General features: G+C 69.3%; 14 protein-coding genes. 9 read left to right on the plus strand and 5 right to left on the minus strand.

From position 1 onward, the window contains the following. The first annotated feature begins 124 nt into the window (after window positions 1–124). From KB201_RS00280 to KB201_RS00295, 4 genes are all read left to right on the plus strand, one after another. Window positions 125–1,582: a condensation domain-containing protein gene (locus KB201_RS00280; RefSeq protein ID WP_211538102.1), complete on the plus strand. Its 1,458-nt coding sequence runs from the start codon at window positions 125–127 to the stop codon at window positions 1,580–1,582. A 16-nt stretch (window positions 1,583–1,598) separates the two neighbouring features. Next, complete coding sequence (locus KB201_RS00285) at window positions 1,599–3,095, plus strand: condensation domain-containing protein (protein WP_211538103.1); 1,497 nt, start codon at window positions 1,599–1,601, stop codon at window positions 3,093–3,095. A gap of 6 nt (window positions 3,096–3,101) precedes the next feature. Further along, entirely contained in the window at window positions 3,102–4,520 is a 1,419-nt protein-coding gene (locus KB201_RS00290; protein WP_211538105.1) for a condensation domain-containing protein, read from the plus strand. A 103-nt stretch (window positions 4,521–4,623) separates the two neighbouring features. Further along, window positions 4,624–5,103, plus strand: coding sequence for a DUF4383 domain-containing protein (locus KB201_RS00295; protein ID WP_159370554.1), 480 nt, complete (start codon window positions 4,624–4,626; stop codon window positions 5,101–5,103). 16 nt (window positions 5,104–5,119) lie between these two features. Here KB201_RS00295 and KB201_RS00300 read toward each other — a convergent pair whose 3' ends face one another. Continuing rightward, on the minus strand, window positions 5,120–5,704 hold the full coding sequence (locus KB201_RS00300) for a TetR/AcrR family transcriptional regulator (RefSeq protein WP_249144950.1): 585 nt from the start codon (window positions 5,702–5,704) through the stop codon (window positions 5,120–5,122). Between the two features lie 188 nt (window positions 5,705–5,892). Between KB201_RS00300 and KB201_RS00305 the strand changes: the two genes are divergently transcribed. Together KB201_RS00305 and KB201_RS00310 are read left to right on the plus strand one after the other, a co-directional pair. After that, on the plus strand, window positions 5,893–7,455 hold the full coding sequence (locus tag KB201_RS00305; RefSeq protein WP_211538106.1) for an NAD(P)/FAD-dependent oxidoreductase: 1,563 nt from the start codon (window positions 5,893–5,895) through the stop codon (window positions 7,453–7,455). Between the two features lie 26 nt (window positions 7,456–7,481). Continuing rightward, window positions 7,482–8,309, plus strand: coding sequence for an SDR family oxidoreductase (locus KB201_RS00310; protein WP_137810058.1), 828 nt, complete (start codon window positions 7,482–7,484; stop codon window positions 8,307–8,309). Window positions 8,310–8,604: 295 nt separating this feature from the next. Here KB201_RS00310 and KB201_RS00315 read toward each other — a convergent pair whose 3' ends face one another. Both KB201_RS00315 and KB201_RS00320 read right to left on the minus strand, forming a co-directional pair. Further along, window positions 8,605–9,555, minus strand: a complete 951-nt coding sequence (locus KB201_RS00315) for a glycine betaine ABC transporter substrate-binding protein (RefSeq protein ID WP_211538108.1) — start codon at window positions 9,553–9,555, stop codon at window positions 8,605–8,607. Window positions 9,556–9,613: 58 nt separating this feature from the next. Further along, a complete protein-coding gene (locus KB201_RS00320) occupies window positions 9,614–10,234 on the minus strand; it encodes a MarC family protein (protein ID WP_211538110.1) in 621 nt (206 codons plus the stop codon). Between the two features lie 42 nt (window positions 10,235–10,276). Here KB201_RS00320 and KB201_RS00325 point away from each other — a divergent pair, with 42 nt between their 5' ends. The 3 genes from KB201_RS00325 to KB201_RS00335 all read left to right on the plus strand — a co-directional run bounded on the left by KB201_RS00325 (window position 10,277) and on the right by KB201_RS00335 (window position 13,246). Further along, on the plus strand, window positions 10,277–11,362 hold the full coding sequence (locus KB201_RS00325; protein WP_058252770.1) for a magnesium and cobalt transport protein CorA: 1,086 nt from the start codon (window positions 10,277–10,279) through the stop codon (window positions 11,360–11,362). A gap of 46 nt (window positions 11,363–11,408) precedes the next feature. Continuing rightward, complete coding sequence (locus tag KB201_RS00330; protein ID WP_211538112.1) at window positions 11,409–12,068, plus strand: endonuclease; 660 nt, start codon at window positions 11,409–11,411, stop codon at window positions 12,066–12,068. A 140-nt stretch (window positions 12,069–12,208) separates the two neighbouring features. Then, window positions 12,209–13,246: an iron-containing redox enzyme family protein gene (locus tag KB201_RS00335; RefSeq protein ID WP_211538245.1), complete on the plus strand. Its 1,038-nt coding sequence runs from the start codon at window positions 12,209–12,211 to the stop codon at window positions 13,244–13,246. Window positions 13,247–13,286: 40 nt separating this feature from the next. On the opposite strand, the gene KB201_RS00340 is transcribed toward KB201_RS00335, so the two are convergent. Both KB201_RS00340 and KB201_RS00345 read right to left on the minus strand, forming a co-directional pair. Then, a complete protein-coding gene (locus KB201_RS00340) occupies window positions 13,287–13,490 on the minus strand; it encodes a CDGSH iron-sulfur domain-containing protein (protein ID WP_058252716.1) in 204 nt (67 codons plus the stop codon). After that, window positions 13,487–14,203, minus strand: coding sequence for a HemK2/MTQ2 family protein methyltransferase (locus KB201_RS00345; RefSeq protein WP_159370550.1), 717 nt, complete (start codon window positions 14,201–14,203; stop codon window positions 13,487–13,489). The genes KB201_RS00340 and KB201_RS00345 overlap by 4 nt, the downstream gene beginning before the upstream one ends. Window positions 14,204–14,293 lie beyond the last annotated feature (90 nt).

Raw genomic sequence — 14,293 nt, forward strand, 5'->3', positions numbered from 1 at the left:
CATCGGGGTACGGGCGATTCCTGTTGTCTCAGATCAGAACTCATGGGCCGGGGGGCCTTGCCGGCGAAGGCATGGCATGGCGTCGCGGCCCGAGAACGGATGACCGACGCATGGACGACCGCGAATGAAGTTCACCGAACTGTCCGACTATCCCGTCCCGCCCGGGACGGTGACGATCTGGACACCGACCACACGCGCGGATTCCGCGGGCTGGCACACCGATCCGCGACCGTTCACCTACGACCAGTCCGCCTCGATACGACGGTCGACCGCCTACGACTCCGACGAGACCTCCTGGCTCGGGGCCATTTTCGAGATCGACGATGATCTCGACGACGAGCACTTCGATGCCTGCCTGCGGGGGTGGATCACCCGGCACGAAGCCCTCCGCTCGACCTCGGACCCGACAGCCGACGACCCGCACGACGGCCGCCGCACCTACCGCGGTGCGCATCTCGGCGTCGACGCCGAGGCGGTCGGCGGATTCGACTCGGGAGACGACGTCCGCGAGCTGCTCACCGCGGTCTTCGACACCAGGCTCGCGCCGACGCGGTGGCCGCACTGCATCGTGGCCACGATCGAGTCCGAGCGCGGCTTCACCGTCGCCTTCGCCGCCGACCACGTGGTGATGGATGCGTACTCGATCCTGTTGAGCATGAGCGAGATCCGCCGGCTCTACCTCTCCCCACGGCACGGCTCGTCCACCGAGATGGCGGAGGTCGGCAGCCACCTCGACTTCAGCGTCCACGATCGGGCGGTGGGACTCGGACTCACCGTCGATCACCCCGTCGTCGCACGATGGCGCGCCTTCCTGGACAGCTCCGCCGAGTCCCCGGGCTTCGACCTCCCGCTGGTCCGTCCGCACCTGCAGACCCGGGACCGTGCGCGCACCCCGCGCCAGCGCGGCATCTCCGAGTATGTCGCCACCGACAACCAGGCGACCTTCATGACCTCGACGGCGCGTGCGCGCGGACACGGTACTCAGACCGCGGTGTTCGCCGCCCTCGCGGTCACCCTCCGCGCACTCACCGGCCGGGCCACGCTGCGGCTCACGATGCCGATGCACACCCGATCCGAGGCACGGTATGCCGGGTCGGTCGGCTGGTATGTCGGTCTGGCGCCGCTCGAGGTCGACCTCACCGCCGCCCACACGTTCGACGACGCGCTCGACGCGACCGCGGCCGCCATCGACGCCGTGCGCCATCTGCCGTCCTTCCCCTATCAGCGCATCGTCGAACTGCTCGGTAGCGGCGGCGAACCCGAGTTCGTGGTGTCGTATCTCGACATCCGCCACGTCCCCGGGGCGGCCGAATGGGAGGCGGCCCGCGCGCAGATCCTGCGGGGCGGCTCACGGTCGGACCGCGAGGTCTACCTCTGGATCGCGCGTGTACCCGGCGGGATCACCCTGTCCGCCCGGCATCCCGGCCATGACCCCGCCGACGCGAGCATGCGCGACCTCGTCACGACCTACGCGACAGTGCTGCGAGTGCTCGCCACCACCGGCACCGGACTGGCCCTGTCCTCCTACACCCACGCGAACTTCGCCGGCGCCACCGCGATCGACGGCGCCCGCCCCGCATGACCGACGAGAGGACCCGATGAGAATCACGGCCATGGGCAACTGGCGCCCACAACCGGGGACCGCCGTGCGATTCGATCCGACCGAGGCGTGCCGCGAGGCCGCGGCGGCCACTCCCGCCCACACCGCACCGGTGACCTTCCTGGCCCAGAACCACGTCCGCGGTGCTGCGGTGGCCCGGGCCGCGGGCCGTACTCATCGCGGGTACCTGGGATCGGGCACGGAGATCGACGGCGACCTCGACACCGTGGCACTCGGGACCGCCCTGACGCTCTTCGTCCGGCGACACGAGGTGCTGCGCACCTGGTTCGAATGCCGCGACGGAGAGGTCACCGCCCATGTCGTCGAGCCGTCCGACATCGAGTTCGAGGCACACGTCGACGGCGAACTGGCGAGCACCGAGGACATCCACCCCTATCTCGTCGACCGATTCGACCGCGAGACCCCGAGCGACTCCTTCCCCGGTTTCTCCTTCGGAGCCATCCGCCGCCCGGGCGGCTTCGCCATCTTCCTGGCGTGCGATCACGCGCTCTCCGACGGCGCCTCACAGGCCCTCGCCCTCGACGAGATCGCGCAGATCTACGCCGAACTGATCCGGCCGGACGGGCACGGCCACCCCGAGTCGGACCCCGCGACGCCCGCCGCCGGGAGTTACTTCGCCTATGCGGCCGCGGAAGCGGAGGTGACCGCCGTGCATCTGGCCGGATCGCCCCAGACCAGGGCATGGCAGGACATCTTCCGACGCCACGACCTCCAGATGCCGCGTTTCCCACTGGACCTCGGCCTGGGGCCGGGAGAGACAGCGCAGGTGGCCGGGGTCGAGGTCTCACTGCTCGATCGTGCCGGCATCGTCGCCTTCGACGCCGTCTGCCGGGCGGCGGGGGGTCGGTTCGTCGACGGCATCTACGCCGCCATCGCCGTCGCGGACCGGGAACTGGCCGGCGCCGACGACTACTACGGCATGACGGTGTTCAACACCCGGGCCGCGCTCGACGGGTACGCGACGTCGCAGGGATGGTTCTGCAACTTCGCCCCGGTCGAGTTCTCCCTCGCCGGTGCGTCGACGTTCTCCGAACTCATCCCGGCGGCTCATGCGGCCCGTCGCCGCGCTCGTGACCTGGCCGCCGTCCCGGTCGCCGCCGCACTGGCCGCCATCGCCGCCGCCGGGGCCACCCCGGACGCGATCATCACCGCACCGAACCTGTTGTCGTACATAGACTTCCGCTGGTTCCCCGGCACCTCGCGCGAGGCCTTCCGGCGCGGTGCGCTGTTCACCGGGGAGGGGCGCACGGCCAACGCGTCGGCGTGGATCAATCGCGACCACGACGAGCTCTACCTGGGTAGCCAGATCCCGGGCACGCGCTTCGCCGAGTCGGTGGCCCGCCCCTACTACGAGCGGCTACGCGACATCATGACCGACATCGCCGCCATCGGCGACCGGCGGATCCAGGCGCCGGCGGCCGGTTCCGGGCGATCTGCCCCGCCCACCGACACGGCGCTACGCAGAGGAGCGTGAGCGGGCGTGCACGTCACCACCATCGATCGCTACTGCCCGCCCGCCGGCGAGCTGTTGACCTGGACCGTGGACGTCTCGGCCGCCCGGCCCGAGATGTCCGACGTACCACCGTCGTTCAACCAGACCGTGCACCTGGCCACGGCCGGTGACTCGAGTACGTGGCTGGCCGCCGCGTTCACCGTCCGCGGGCGCGTGGACCGTGCGGCGCTCGGGTCCGCCTACCGGGCGCTCATCGCCCGGCACGGCACCCTGCGGTCGTCGTTCTCGGCGGGCCCCGCGGGAATCCGGCGACACGCATACGATCCGGACGACCTGGTCCTGCACCTCGGCAGCGTGGTCGACACGACCGCCGACACCGTCCTGCGCGACCGGCTTCGTGACACCCTCGATCACGCGTGTCACCCCTTCGGTTACCCCGCGTTCCTGTTCGCGGCGATCGACCGCGACGACGCGTCGACGATCATCTGCGGATTCGACCACTCCCATGTGGATGCCTACTCGATCTCCATCGTCATCGACGACCTGCACCGGTTGTACGACGGATTCCGTTGCCACGGCGAGCTTTTCGATCCCACCGCCCTGGCGATGAGCGGGAGTTTCGTCGACTTCTGCGCCGCGGAGTCACAGGCGCCCCCGGTCGCACTGTCCGACCCGCGGATGCGCCGGTGGCTTCGGTTCTTCGACGACCGGGACGGCACACTGCCCACCTTCCCGCTGGATCTCGGGGTCGAACCCGGCGCCACCGCGCCACAGGCCACCGAGGTGCGCGCACTCCTCGACCGGCGGGCGACGGAGCAGTTCGCCGAGTTGTGCCGGCGCAGCGGCGCGAGCGTGTTCGGCGGGACGCTGGCCGCGATGGCCGACGCCGTGCGCCGCTGCGGCGGCGGACCCGAACTGCCCCTTCTGTTCCCGATGCACACGCGACGGGAAGAGAGGTGGCGCAACGCGGTCGGATGGTTCACCACCAATGCCCCGCTGCGGGTCGTGGGCACCGGCGACCTGCTGAAGACGATCCGGCGTACCGGGCCCGAGCTCCGTCGCGCGGTCGCGCTCGGCGAGGTTCCCGTCCCACAGGTGATCGAGGCGATGGGCGGACTCCGTCGCACCCGTTCGGACATCTTCATGGTGTCCTATGTCGACTACCGGCTGCTCCCCGGCGCCGACCGGCACCGGACCATCGACGCCCACCACATCTCGAACGCGACCACCGCCGACGACGCGCAGTTCTGGATCTCGCGCACCGACGACGGACTCGCGCTGCGCGCCCGGCACCCCGACACGCTGACCGCGCATCGCACCATCCGCCGGTTCACCGACGAGCTGATCCGCACCCTGCGGGCGGGCGTCGAACTGGCGGCGGCCGGCGACACCGACATCGAGGAGCTGGACGGAGGCGCGGACACCGCGCACGTGGTCGGTCTCTGACCACCAGGTTTGGGAGGTCGCGAGGTGGATATCCCCCAGTCGTCCCCTGCCGTGGTGAAGAAACCGCCGCGACGATCCAGGTCTCTTCCGGAGGTCGGCTCTCATGACATCTGCGAACGCGCGAACCGCCCGGTCACCCATCCAGATCGCGGCACTGGCTGTCGGTGCGGTGTTTCTTCTCGTCGGCATCCTGGGTTTCATCCCGGGCATCACCACCGGCTACGACACCCTCACCTTCGCGAGCCACCATTCCGAGGCTGCCCTGCTGGGGATCTTCCAGGTGTCGATCTTGCACAACATCGTCCACCTGCTTTTCGGCGTGGCGGGCATCCTGATGGCGCGGACGGCGTCGTCGTCGTTTCTGTACCTCGTGGCCGGCGGCGCGGTGTACCTGGTGCTCTGGGTGTACGGACTCCTGATCGACCAGCACAGTGCCGCCAATTTCGTCCCGGTGAACACCGCCGACAATTGGCTGCACTTCGTACTCGGCGTCGGGATGGTCGGTCTCGGCCTGCTCCTGCGCGGTCGTTCGGTGCCGGCCGGCACCCGCCGCACGGGACCGGTCGGCGGTCAGCGGATCTGAACCCGGTCGCCGGCCTCTACTGGATCGTCGCCGCCGCGAGGGCGGGCAGCGCGGCGGTGATGAGGGCGAGCAGTTCGTCTCGGGTGAGCGCTTCGGCGTCGATCGGTTCGGCGGTGAGCCAGCGGATCGTGGTCTCCTCGACGAACGCGATCCAGCCGTGCACGCTCATCTCAACGATCGGCGTCACCTCGACCCCGAACACGGGCGCGTGGTCGAGAACCCGGCCGACCATCACCTCGCGGGTGCGGTCGACGACCTCCCGCATCGCCGCGTCCGAACTCGACGCGCCGCGGATCAGCGCGGTGTAGGCGGTCCGGTTCTCGCTCACGTAGTCGACGAAGGCCGCCATCGACGCGGTCAGGATCGCGATCGGGTCGCCGAGGGACTCGTCCGGCTCGGTGCGGGCGAGCATCCGGTCGGCCTGGGCCTGTGCGATCGCGACGTGGAACTCCTGCTTCGACGCGAAGTAGTGGAACAGCAGGGCGCGCGACACCCCGGCGGCCTCGGCGATCGCGTCGATCGTGATCTCCTCCAGCGGTCGTTCCCTGACCATCGCGAGCCCGTAGTCGATGAGCTGGTCACGACGTGACTCGGGACTCATGCGCGTGCGTTTGTGCGGCACGCGCCGGTCACCGCCGTCGTCGCCGATCGACTCGTCGCCGATCGCCTTGCCGTTGGTCACCGACACCGCGCACGTCCTCGTCTACTGGGCACGCCGCCAGCCTACCCTCTATTGAGTGTTGTTCAATAGCTATTGACACGTGTTCAGTACCACCTTATGGTGACACCATGACAACGAACGATGTAGAGATCGCCATCATCGGTGCCGGCTTCTCGGGTCTGGGCGCCGCGGTCCGTCTCAAGCAGAACGGCTTCGACGACTTCGTGCTCCTCGATCGCGGTAGCGACTTCGGCGGGACCTGGCGCGACAACACCTACCCGGGCGCGGCGTGCGACGTGCCCTCGCAGCTCTACTCCTTCTCGTTCGCGAAGAACCCCACCTGGTCGCGGTCCTACTCTCACCAGCCTGAGATCCACGACTACATCAACGGGGTCGCCGACCGGTTCGGCATCCCCGCGAAGGCGCGCTTCGGCACCGAGGTGACGCGGACCGCATGGAACGAGGACGAGGGCCGGTGGATCATCGACACCCTGCAGGACGGCAAGACCGATCAAGTGCGGGCACGAGTCCTGGTCGGCGGTGTCGGCCCGCTCTGTGAGCCCAACCTCCCCGACATCGAGGGCATCGAGTCCTTCGAGGGCAAGATCGTGCACTCCGCCCGCTGGGACAACGACCACGACTTCGGCGGCCAGCGCGTCGCGGTGATCGGCACCGGTGCGTCGGCGATCCAGCTCGTTCCCGAGGTCGCGAAGGTCGCCGGGCGCCTCGACGTGTACCAGCGGACCGCACCGTGGATCGTCCCCCGCACCGAGCGCGCCTACAGCTCCGTCGAGCACTGGGCCTACAAGAACATCCCCGGGTACCAATCCGCGGTCCGCGGTGGCATCTACGCCGCCAACGAGGTCGTCGCGTTCGGTCTGACCTACTCCCCCAAGGCCCTCAAGCCGGTCGAGTTGCTCTGCCGCGCCAACATCCTGCGCGGCATCGGCCGCGACGCCGAGCTGCGGCGCAAGGCCACCCCGACCTTCCAGGTGGGCTGCAAGCGCATCCTGCGGTCCAACGACTGGTACCCGGCCCTCGCCCGCCCGAACGTCGATCTCGTGACCGACGGCATCGACCGCATCACCCCGACCGGGATCGTGTCGAAGGACGGCACCGTCCGCGAGGTGGACGTGATCGTCGTCGCCACCGGATTCCACGTCACCGACTCCCCCGTGTTCGAGAAGATCATCGGCAAGGACGGCCGCAGCCTCGCGCAGGTGTGGAACGAGATCGGTATGCAGGGCTACAAGGGCTCGTTCGTCCACGGCTTCCCGAACATGATGCTGATGGTGGGCCCGTCGACCGGGCTGGGCCACACCTCGATGGTGTACATGATCGAGTCGCAGCTGAACTACCTCGTCGATTACCTGAAAACCTCTCGCGCGCTGGGGATCACCCGGACCGAGGTGAAGCTGTCCGCCCAGCAGGAGTTCAACGCCGGAATCCAGCACAAGCTGCGCAACAGCGTGTGGGTGAACGGCGGGTGTGCCTCCTGGTACAAGGACGCCAACGGCAACATCACCACGCTGTGGCCGGGCTTCACCTTCGCGTTCCGGCAGACGACCCGTTCCTTCGACGTCGCCGCCTACGATGTGACCCGCGGTGCCCGGCGATCCGCCGCACCCGCGGTGCCGGCCGCTTCCGCCACCGGCGACGACATCGCGTCGCCCGCCACCGCCAACGCCTGACCGAACCCACCCACAGGAGACAAGACATGAAGGACTTTCGCGGCAAGGTCGTCGTGATCACCGGCGCCGGTTCGGGAATGGGCCGTGACATCGCCGTCAAGCTCGCGCGTCGCGGTGCGCGGCTGGCCATCTCCGACGTCACCCCCGACGGCCTGGCCGTCACCGAGAAGCTGGTGACAGAGGCCGGCGCCGAGGTGCATTCGCAGCTGCTGAACGTCGCCGAGCGCGAAGCGGTACTCACCTACGCCGACACCGTCGCCGAGCACTTCGGCGTGGTCAATGTCGTGTTCAACAACGCCGGCATCGCCCACCACGGTGAGATCGAGCGCACCGAGTTCAAGGACATCGAACGGGTGATGGACGTCGACTACTGGGGAGTCGTCAACGGCACCAAGGCGTTTCTGCCGCACGTGATCGCGTCCGGGGACGGGCACATCGTGAACACCTCGTCGTTGTTCGGCTTGCTGGCCGAACCGGGCCAGGCCGCCTACAACTCCGCCAAGTTCGCGGTGCGCGGATTCACCGAGGCGCTGCGGCAGGAGATGATCATCGCCAAGCACCCGGTGGAGGTGTCGTGTGTGCATCCCGGCGGGATCAAGACCGCGATCGCCCGGAACGCCACCGTGTCCGGGGATCACGACCAGAAGGCCACGGCCGCGTTCTTCGACCGCTACCTCGCCCGGATGACGAGTGAGGATGCGGCCGAGGTGATCATCGAGGGCGTCCGGAAGAACAAGGCACGCATCCTGGTCGGCACCGACGCCAAGATCCTCGACCTCGCAGTGCGCCTCGTCGCCTCGAAGTACCAGTGGGTGTCGGCGAAGCTCACCGGCTGGGCGCTGTCGAAGGCGTAATAGGTCCGTGTTCGCGCACGGGTCGTGACACCGACACGCGGTCGGGGCGTGTCGGTGTCACGGCGCCGGGAGCGAAGCGAGCGGGCCGAATGAGCACGGCGCCGGGAGCGAAGCGAGCGGGCCGAATGAGCACGGCGCCGGGAGCGAAGCGAGCGGGCCGAATGAGCACGGCGCCGGGAGCGAAGCGAGCGGGCCGAATGAGCACGGCGCCGGGAGCGAAGCGAGCGGGCCGAATGAGCACGGCGCCGGGAGCGAAGCGAGCGGGCCGAATGAGCACGGCGTTGTCGTGTCGTCCCTACAGCCCGTGTTCGCCCAGCCAGGCCAGCGCGACGTCGCGCGGGTCCGCACCGCCGTCGACCTCGGCCGCCATGGTGGCGAGATCGGCGGTCGTGATCTCGCCCGCCACCTTGTTCATGGCCTTCACCTGATCGCGGTTCAGCGCCGCGGAACGGAACACCGGGACCAGCACCTCCGCCCGCGGACCCGTCTCGTCCGCAGGTTCGGCAGCCGCGGCACCGTCCGCGGTGTCGCCGCCACCCGGTGATGTGCGGAGCGCCTGGACCTCCGACGACGCCCCGTCGGCGTCCTCGCCGGCGATCTCGAGGGGGGTCAGCAGTCCGACCGCGCCGCCGTCGGCGGCACGTCGGAGTACCTCCTCTCCGGTGGCGGTGACCTCGACCGGACCGAAGGCACAACCGGCGTCGGCGAAGGCACGCATCGTCGAGTCATCGGGTTCGGCGACGGCCACGACCGGCAGGCCCGCCGGCAGTCGGCCGCAGTCCTCGAGTCCGGTGGCCCCGACGTCCCCGGCGAGGGCCGTCGACACGAAGATCTGCGGCGCCGCCGACACCGGCGTCTCATCGCCGACCGAAACCCCCTGCGGGAGTGAGCGGTTCAGGTCGTTGTAGACGTCCTCGGCGCCGATCGCGGTAGACGACGGGGACAACAACGTCAGCAGTTCCCCGGTGAAAGCCGGGAAGAGATCGAGCGCAGCGCGGTCCATCTCGTCCAACAGCGCCGGCGCGTCGCCGCGGAGCTGGTCACCGGACACCACCGATCCGGAATTGCGCAACGCACCCGCGTACACCTCGGCCATCACGCGCATCGCCGGATCCTCCGACGAGCCGATCACCACCCCGCGTGGTGGAGACGACGAGTCGTCGGCGCACCCGGCGATGACCACCGCCAGGACGACGATCAGACCGGCCACCGTGATGAGACGTTTGCGGACACGACGTTCAGTCACCCCGCCACCGTATCCGCAGCACGTCCCACGTCCGAACGAGGCGGGTCCCCGGGTCGGCTCACGCTCCCTCGGCAATGAATCCCATGACGGAGTCGGCGATGAGCTGCACGGCGATCGCGGCGAGGAGCAGGCCCGCGATCTTGGCGAGCAGCGTGATGCCGCCGATGCCCAGGAGGCGGATGAGCGCCGTCGAATAGCGCAGGACCAACATCACCACCAGGTGAACGCTGACGATGGCTGCCGCGATGGCCAGATAACCACCCGATCCGGCGTCGACGCCGCTCACACCGACGATGACCGCGGCGATGGCACCCGGTCCGGCGAGCAGCGGGGTGCCGAGCGGGACGAGCGCGACGTTGACGTCGTCGGCGGCCGTGGGCTTACCGGCGTTGCCGAGGCCGGTGAGCAATTGCAGCGCCACGAGCAGCAACAACAAACCGCCGGCGCCCTGCAGCGCCGGGATCCCGATGTGGAGATAGTTCAGGATGGCTTTGCCGGCGACGGCGAACACACTGATCACCAGGAGGCTGACGAGCGGCGCCTGCCAGGCCGCGCGCCGCCGGTACTCCGGCGAGCGTTGACCGACCAGGCTGAGGAACAGCGGGATCTGGCCAGGCGGGTCCATGATGACGAGCAGCGTGATCAACGTCGTCGTGTACACCGTGACGTCGAAGGACACGTTCGGAGAGTGTACGGGGCCCGCCGGGTAGCATCGGCACTCGTGCCCTCGATCCCCCGGCCTGGTCCGCGCGGGTTGTCACCGCGCCGCGAGCGCCGCCCGCTCCCCGAGATCCGCGTCCCCGTGGCGCGGGCGATCGTCGATTGCGCGGTGTACGTCGACGGCCACCGGCAACCGGGACGGGTGAGCTACACCGAGGGTCTCGCCCGGGTGCGGGCCGCCGGCGAGGGCTTCGTATGGGTCGGACTCCACGCCCCCGACGACGCTCAGATGGCCGACGTCGGCGCCACGTTCGGCCTTCACGAACTCGTCGTCGAAGACGCGGTACACGCGCACCAGCGGCCGAAGCTCGAGGTCTACGACGACACCCAGTTCCTCGTCCTGCGCACCGTGCAGTACATCGAGCACGAGACGATGGCCAAGGCGAGTGAGGTCGTCGAGACCGGCGAGATCATGGTCTTCGCCGGGCCGGACTTCGTATTGACCGTGCGCCACGGTGAGCACACCGAACTGTCGGAACTGCGCCGTCGCCTGGAGACGCACCCCGAGCGTCTGGCCCTCGGCCCGACCGCGGTGCTGCACGCCGTCGCCGACAAGGTCGTCGACAGCTACCTCGCCGTCACCGACCGGATGGACGCCGATGTCGCGGCGATCGAGGAGGTCGTGTTCGGTCGGCAGGGTCACGCACTCGACATCGATCCCGTCTATCTCCTGCGGCGCGAGGTGCTCGAACTCCGTCGTGCGGTGACACCGCTGGCGGCCCCGCTGCAGAGTCTCACGGCGAGCGGTAATCCACTGGTGCCCAAGGAGATCCGGCGCCAGTTCCGCGACGTCGCCGACCATCTCACCACCGTCATCGACCGGGTCCTCGAGTACGACGAACTGCTCACCTCCCTCCTGCAGGCCGCGGCCGCGAAGGTCGGCATCCAGCAGTCGACCGACATGCGCAAGATCTCGGCATGGGTCGCGATCGCCGCGGTGCCGACCATGGTCGCCGGGATCTACGGCATGAACTTCGACCACATGCCCGAACTGCACCAGGAGTGGGGTTATCCCGTCGTGCTGGGCTGTCTGGTGGCCCTCTGCGCGACGCTGTTCGTCGTGTTCCGCCGCAGTCACTGGTTGTGACCCGCGACTGGGATTGCCCACGCACCGGCGTGGGTAACCGGCTTCGATGACCCGCACGGACCACGCCGAGGACACGGCGCGACAACTGATCGACCGCGCCGGCCGCACCTACGCGCAGGACGCCGGCATCACGCTGAAGAACACGCCGTCACCGCTCTTCGAACTGTTGGTGCTCGCCCTGCTCCTCAGTACGCGGATCTCCGCGGACATCGCGGTGGCCGCCGCGCGCGAACTGTTCACCGCCGGTTACCGGACCCCGGAGAAGATGGCCCGCGCCGACTGGCAGAAGCTGGTCGACGCGCTCGGCCGCGGCCACTACGTCCGCTACGACGAGAGCACCGCCACCCGCCTCGGCGAGGCGGCGCAGAAGGTCCTCGACGACTACCACGGCGATCTCCGTCGGCTCGCCGACGACGCCGACTCCGACCCCACCCGGGCGGCAGAACTGCTCCAGGATTTCACCGGCATCGGTCCGGTCGGGGCCGACATCTTCCTGCGTGAGGTGCAGTCGGTGTGGGAGTGGGTCGCGCCGCGTTTCGACAGACGCGCGCTCGCCGCCGCCCGCGACCTCGGACTACCCGAGGACCCGGCACGGCTCGCCGATCTCGCCGACGGCCGGCCCGAGGTGCTGGCAGCGGCGCTGGTGCGTGTCTCGCTCGACGAGCAGTTGCGCGCGGAGATCGCCGGATCCGACAACCGGGCCTAGGCTGGGACGACGGTCACAACCACCCGGTGATGGTTTGTGCCGTCCCCGATCCGGTTACCCAGGAGAGCCGGCGTCCGCCGCGCACCGCGGTGCCCGACGCCCGTACCCGACAGGAGGACTCCCAGGTGTCAGCTGACCCGATGGTCGACGATCCGACGGCGCACGACACGGCCTTCCGACGCCCCCTGTTGCCTGGTGCGCGCGGACCGCTCTCGGCCCTCGTGATCGATCTCCTCCGCGGTGACCCTACGTCCGCATCAGTCCTCGACCTGCCGGCCGACGACCCGAGGGTCGTCGATGCCGACCCCTACGGCGACGATCTGCAGCTCGCGCTGTACCTCTGCTACGAGATGCACTACGTCGGGTTCGTCGACGCCGACGCCGGTTGGGAATGGAGTCCGGCCCTGCTCACGGTCCGGGCCACCCTCGAGCAGCGGTTCCTCGCCGCTTTACATCGCGACGTCCCGGCGATGACCGCCGACGATTCCGCCGATCACGAGATGGACGAGCTGTGCATCGAGAACCCCGACGGTGACGGCGCCTCCTACCGGCTCCGCGACGCCGGGACGTGGGAGCAGTACCGGCAGCTCTTCGCCCTGCGCTCGCTGTACCACCTCAAGGAGGCCGATCCGCACGCCTTCGCCATCCCACGTCTGCGCGGGCACGCCAAGGCCGCCTACGTCGCTGTCGAGTTCGACGAGTTCGGCGGCGGGCGCGGCGACGCCGTACATCAGGAGTTGTTCGCCGATCTGCTCCGCGCTGCCGATCTCAGCGCCGACTACCTCGGCTACCTCGACACCGTTCCCGGCGTCGCCCTCACGCCGGTCAATCTGATGTCGCTGTTCGGGCTTCACCGGCGCTACCGGGGCGCGGCGGTCGGGCATCTGGCGGCCACCGAGATCACCTCGCCGCCCGGTTCGCAGCGCCTGCTGGCCGGTTTGGAGCAGCTCGACGCTCCGGAGGCGTGCCGGCGGTTCTATCGCGAACACGTCGAGGCCGACGCCGTGCACGAGCAGATCCTGCGTACCGATGTCGTCGGCGATCTCATCCGCACCGAGCCGGACACCGAAGCCGATGTGATCTTCGGGATCCGCGCCTTCCTGTTCGTCGAGGACGCCCTCGACCGGCATGTGCTGTCCGCGTGGGACGACGGAAAGAGCGCCTTCCCGGGTATCTGATCCGGGCAAGGCGCTCGTTCGGGCGGGCGCTCGTGAGCCGTCAGGTCGCGCGGCGGCGCTTCTTGCGGTGGCTGGTGTCGCACAGGGGGTAGTTCTTGCTCCGCCCGCACGCACACACCGCGACCATGAACCGATCCGACTGCACCCGGGCGCCGTCGGGGAGTTCGATGTCGACGGGACCGGACACCAGGACGGGTCCGCCTCGGATCACCCGCACCGCATTCGGCTTCTTGTCCCCGCTCACCGCGACGCTCCGGCCGGGGCGGGACCACCCGGGGCGACAGCGACGATCGCGACGAGACGCTCGATGCGACGGTTGCGTTCGAGCATGCCGCACTCTTCCATCCAGCCCGCGCGTGCGGTGAGGACCGGACCGAACGGGATGACCCGCTCGGCCACCACTTCTGCGGTCAGTCCCCCGGCGCGCAGGGCGCGCAGCGAGGCTTCCTCGTCCGCGAATTCCGAGTGGACCAACACGAAAGCGCCGCCGGGCACCAGCAATTCGGGAACGCGTGCGCACAGCGGGTCGAGGACGGCCCGGCCGTCGAGTCCGGCGTCCCAGGCGTGCGACGGGCCGGCCGGATGCAGTTCCGACTCGGACTCCGGCGGGGTCGGAACATACGGGGGGTTGCAGGTGACGACGTCGTAGTGACCCTGATGACGCCGGAGATCACCGTGCGCCACCTCGATCCGGACGCCGGCGTCGGCTGCCGCGCGCCGGGCATAGGCGACCGCGTCCGCCGATGCGTCCACCGCGGTCACGTGCGACGCACCCGCCCGGGCGGCCGCTATCGCGATGGCCCCGCTGCCGGTGCAGAGATCGAGCACGCGGGCCCCCGAGACGCCGCGGGAACGAAGGGTGTCGATCAGCAACTGGGTGTCCTGCTGTGGCAGGTAGACATCGAGCTCGGGTCGCGCTGCGGTCGTTGTGGGAAGCGACGATGAGGTGATGGTCACGCCGGGCACCGCCCGTCCGTCGTGCCGATGGTCCCTGCTCCCCGTGACTCCATGCACCCTCACTTCTCAGACGGACCGTACTCAGTTGGT

Source organism: Gordonia sp. SCSIO 19800 (assembly GCF_018132775.1).
In the GTDB taxonomy this organism is placed as follows: Bacteria; Actinomycetota; Actinomycetes; order Mycobacteriales; family Mycobacteriaceae; genus Gordonia; species Gordonia hongkongensis.

Excerpts from the sequence above, each read along its gene's own strand:
- KB201_RS00280 (WP_211538102.1), top strand. The coding sequence starts at position 125 with ATGAAGTTCACCGAACTGTCCGACTATCCCGTCCCGCCCGGGACGGTG.
- KB201_RS00285 (WP_211538103.1), top strand. The coding sequence starts at position 1,599 with ATGAGAATCACGGCCATGGGCAACTGGCGCCCACAACCGGGGACCGCC.
- KB201_RS00295 (WP_159370554.1), top strand. The coding sequence starts at position 4,624 with ATGACATCTGCGAACGCGCGAACCGCCCGGTCACCCATCCAGATCGCG.
- KB201_RS00300 (WP_249144950.1), bottom strand. The coding sequence starts at position 5,704 with ATGAGTCCCGAGTCACGTCGTGACCAGCTCATCGACTACGGGCTCGCG.
- KB201_RS00305 (WP_211538106.1), top strand. The coding sequence starts at position 5,893 with ATGACAACGAACGATGTAGAGATCGCCATCATCGGTGCCGGCTTCTCG.
- KB201_RS00310 (WP_137810058.1), top strand. The coding sequence starts at position 7,482 with ATGAAGGACTTTCGCGGCAAGGTCGTCGTGATCACCGGCGCCGGTTCG.
- KB201_RS00330 (WP_211538112.1), top strand. The coding sequence starts at position 11,409 with ATGACCCGCACGGACCACGCCGAGGACACGGCGCGACAACTGATCGAC.
- KB201_RS00335 (WP_211538245.1), top strand. The coding sequence starts at position 12,209 with ATGGTCGACGATCCGACGGCGCACGACACGGCCTTCCGACGCCCCCTG.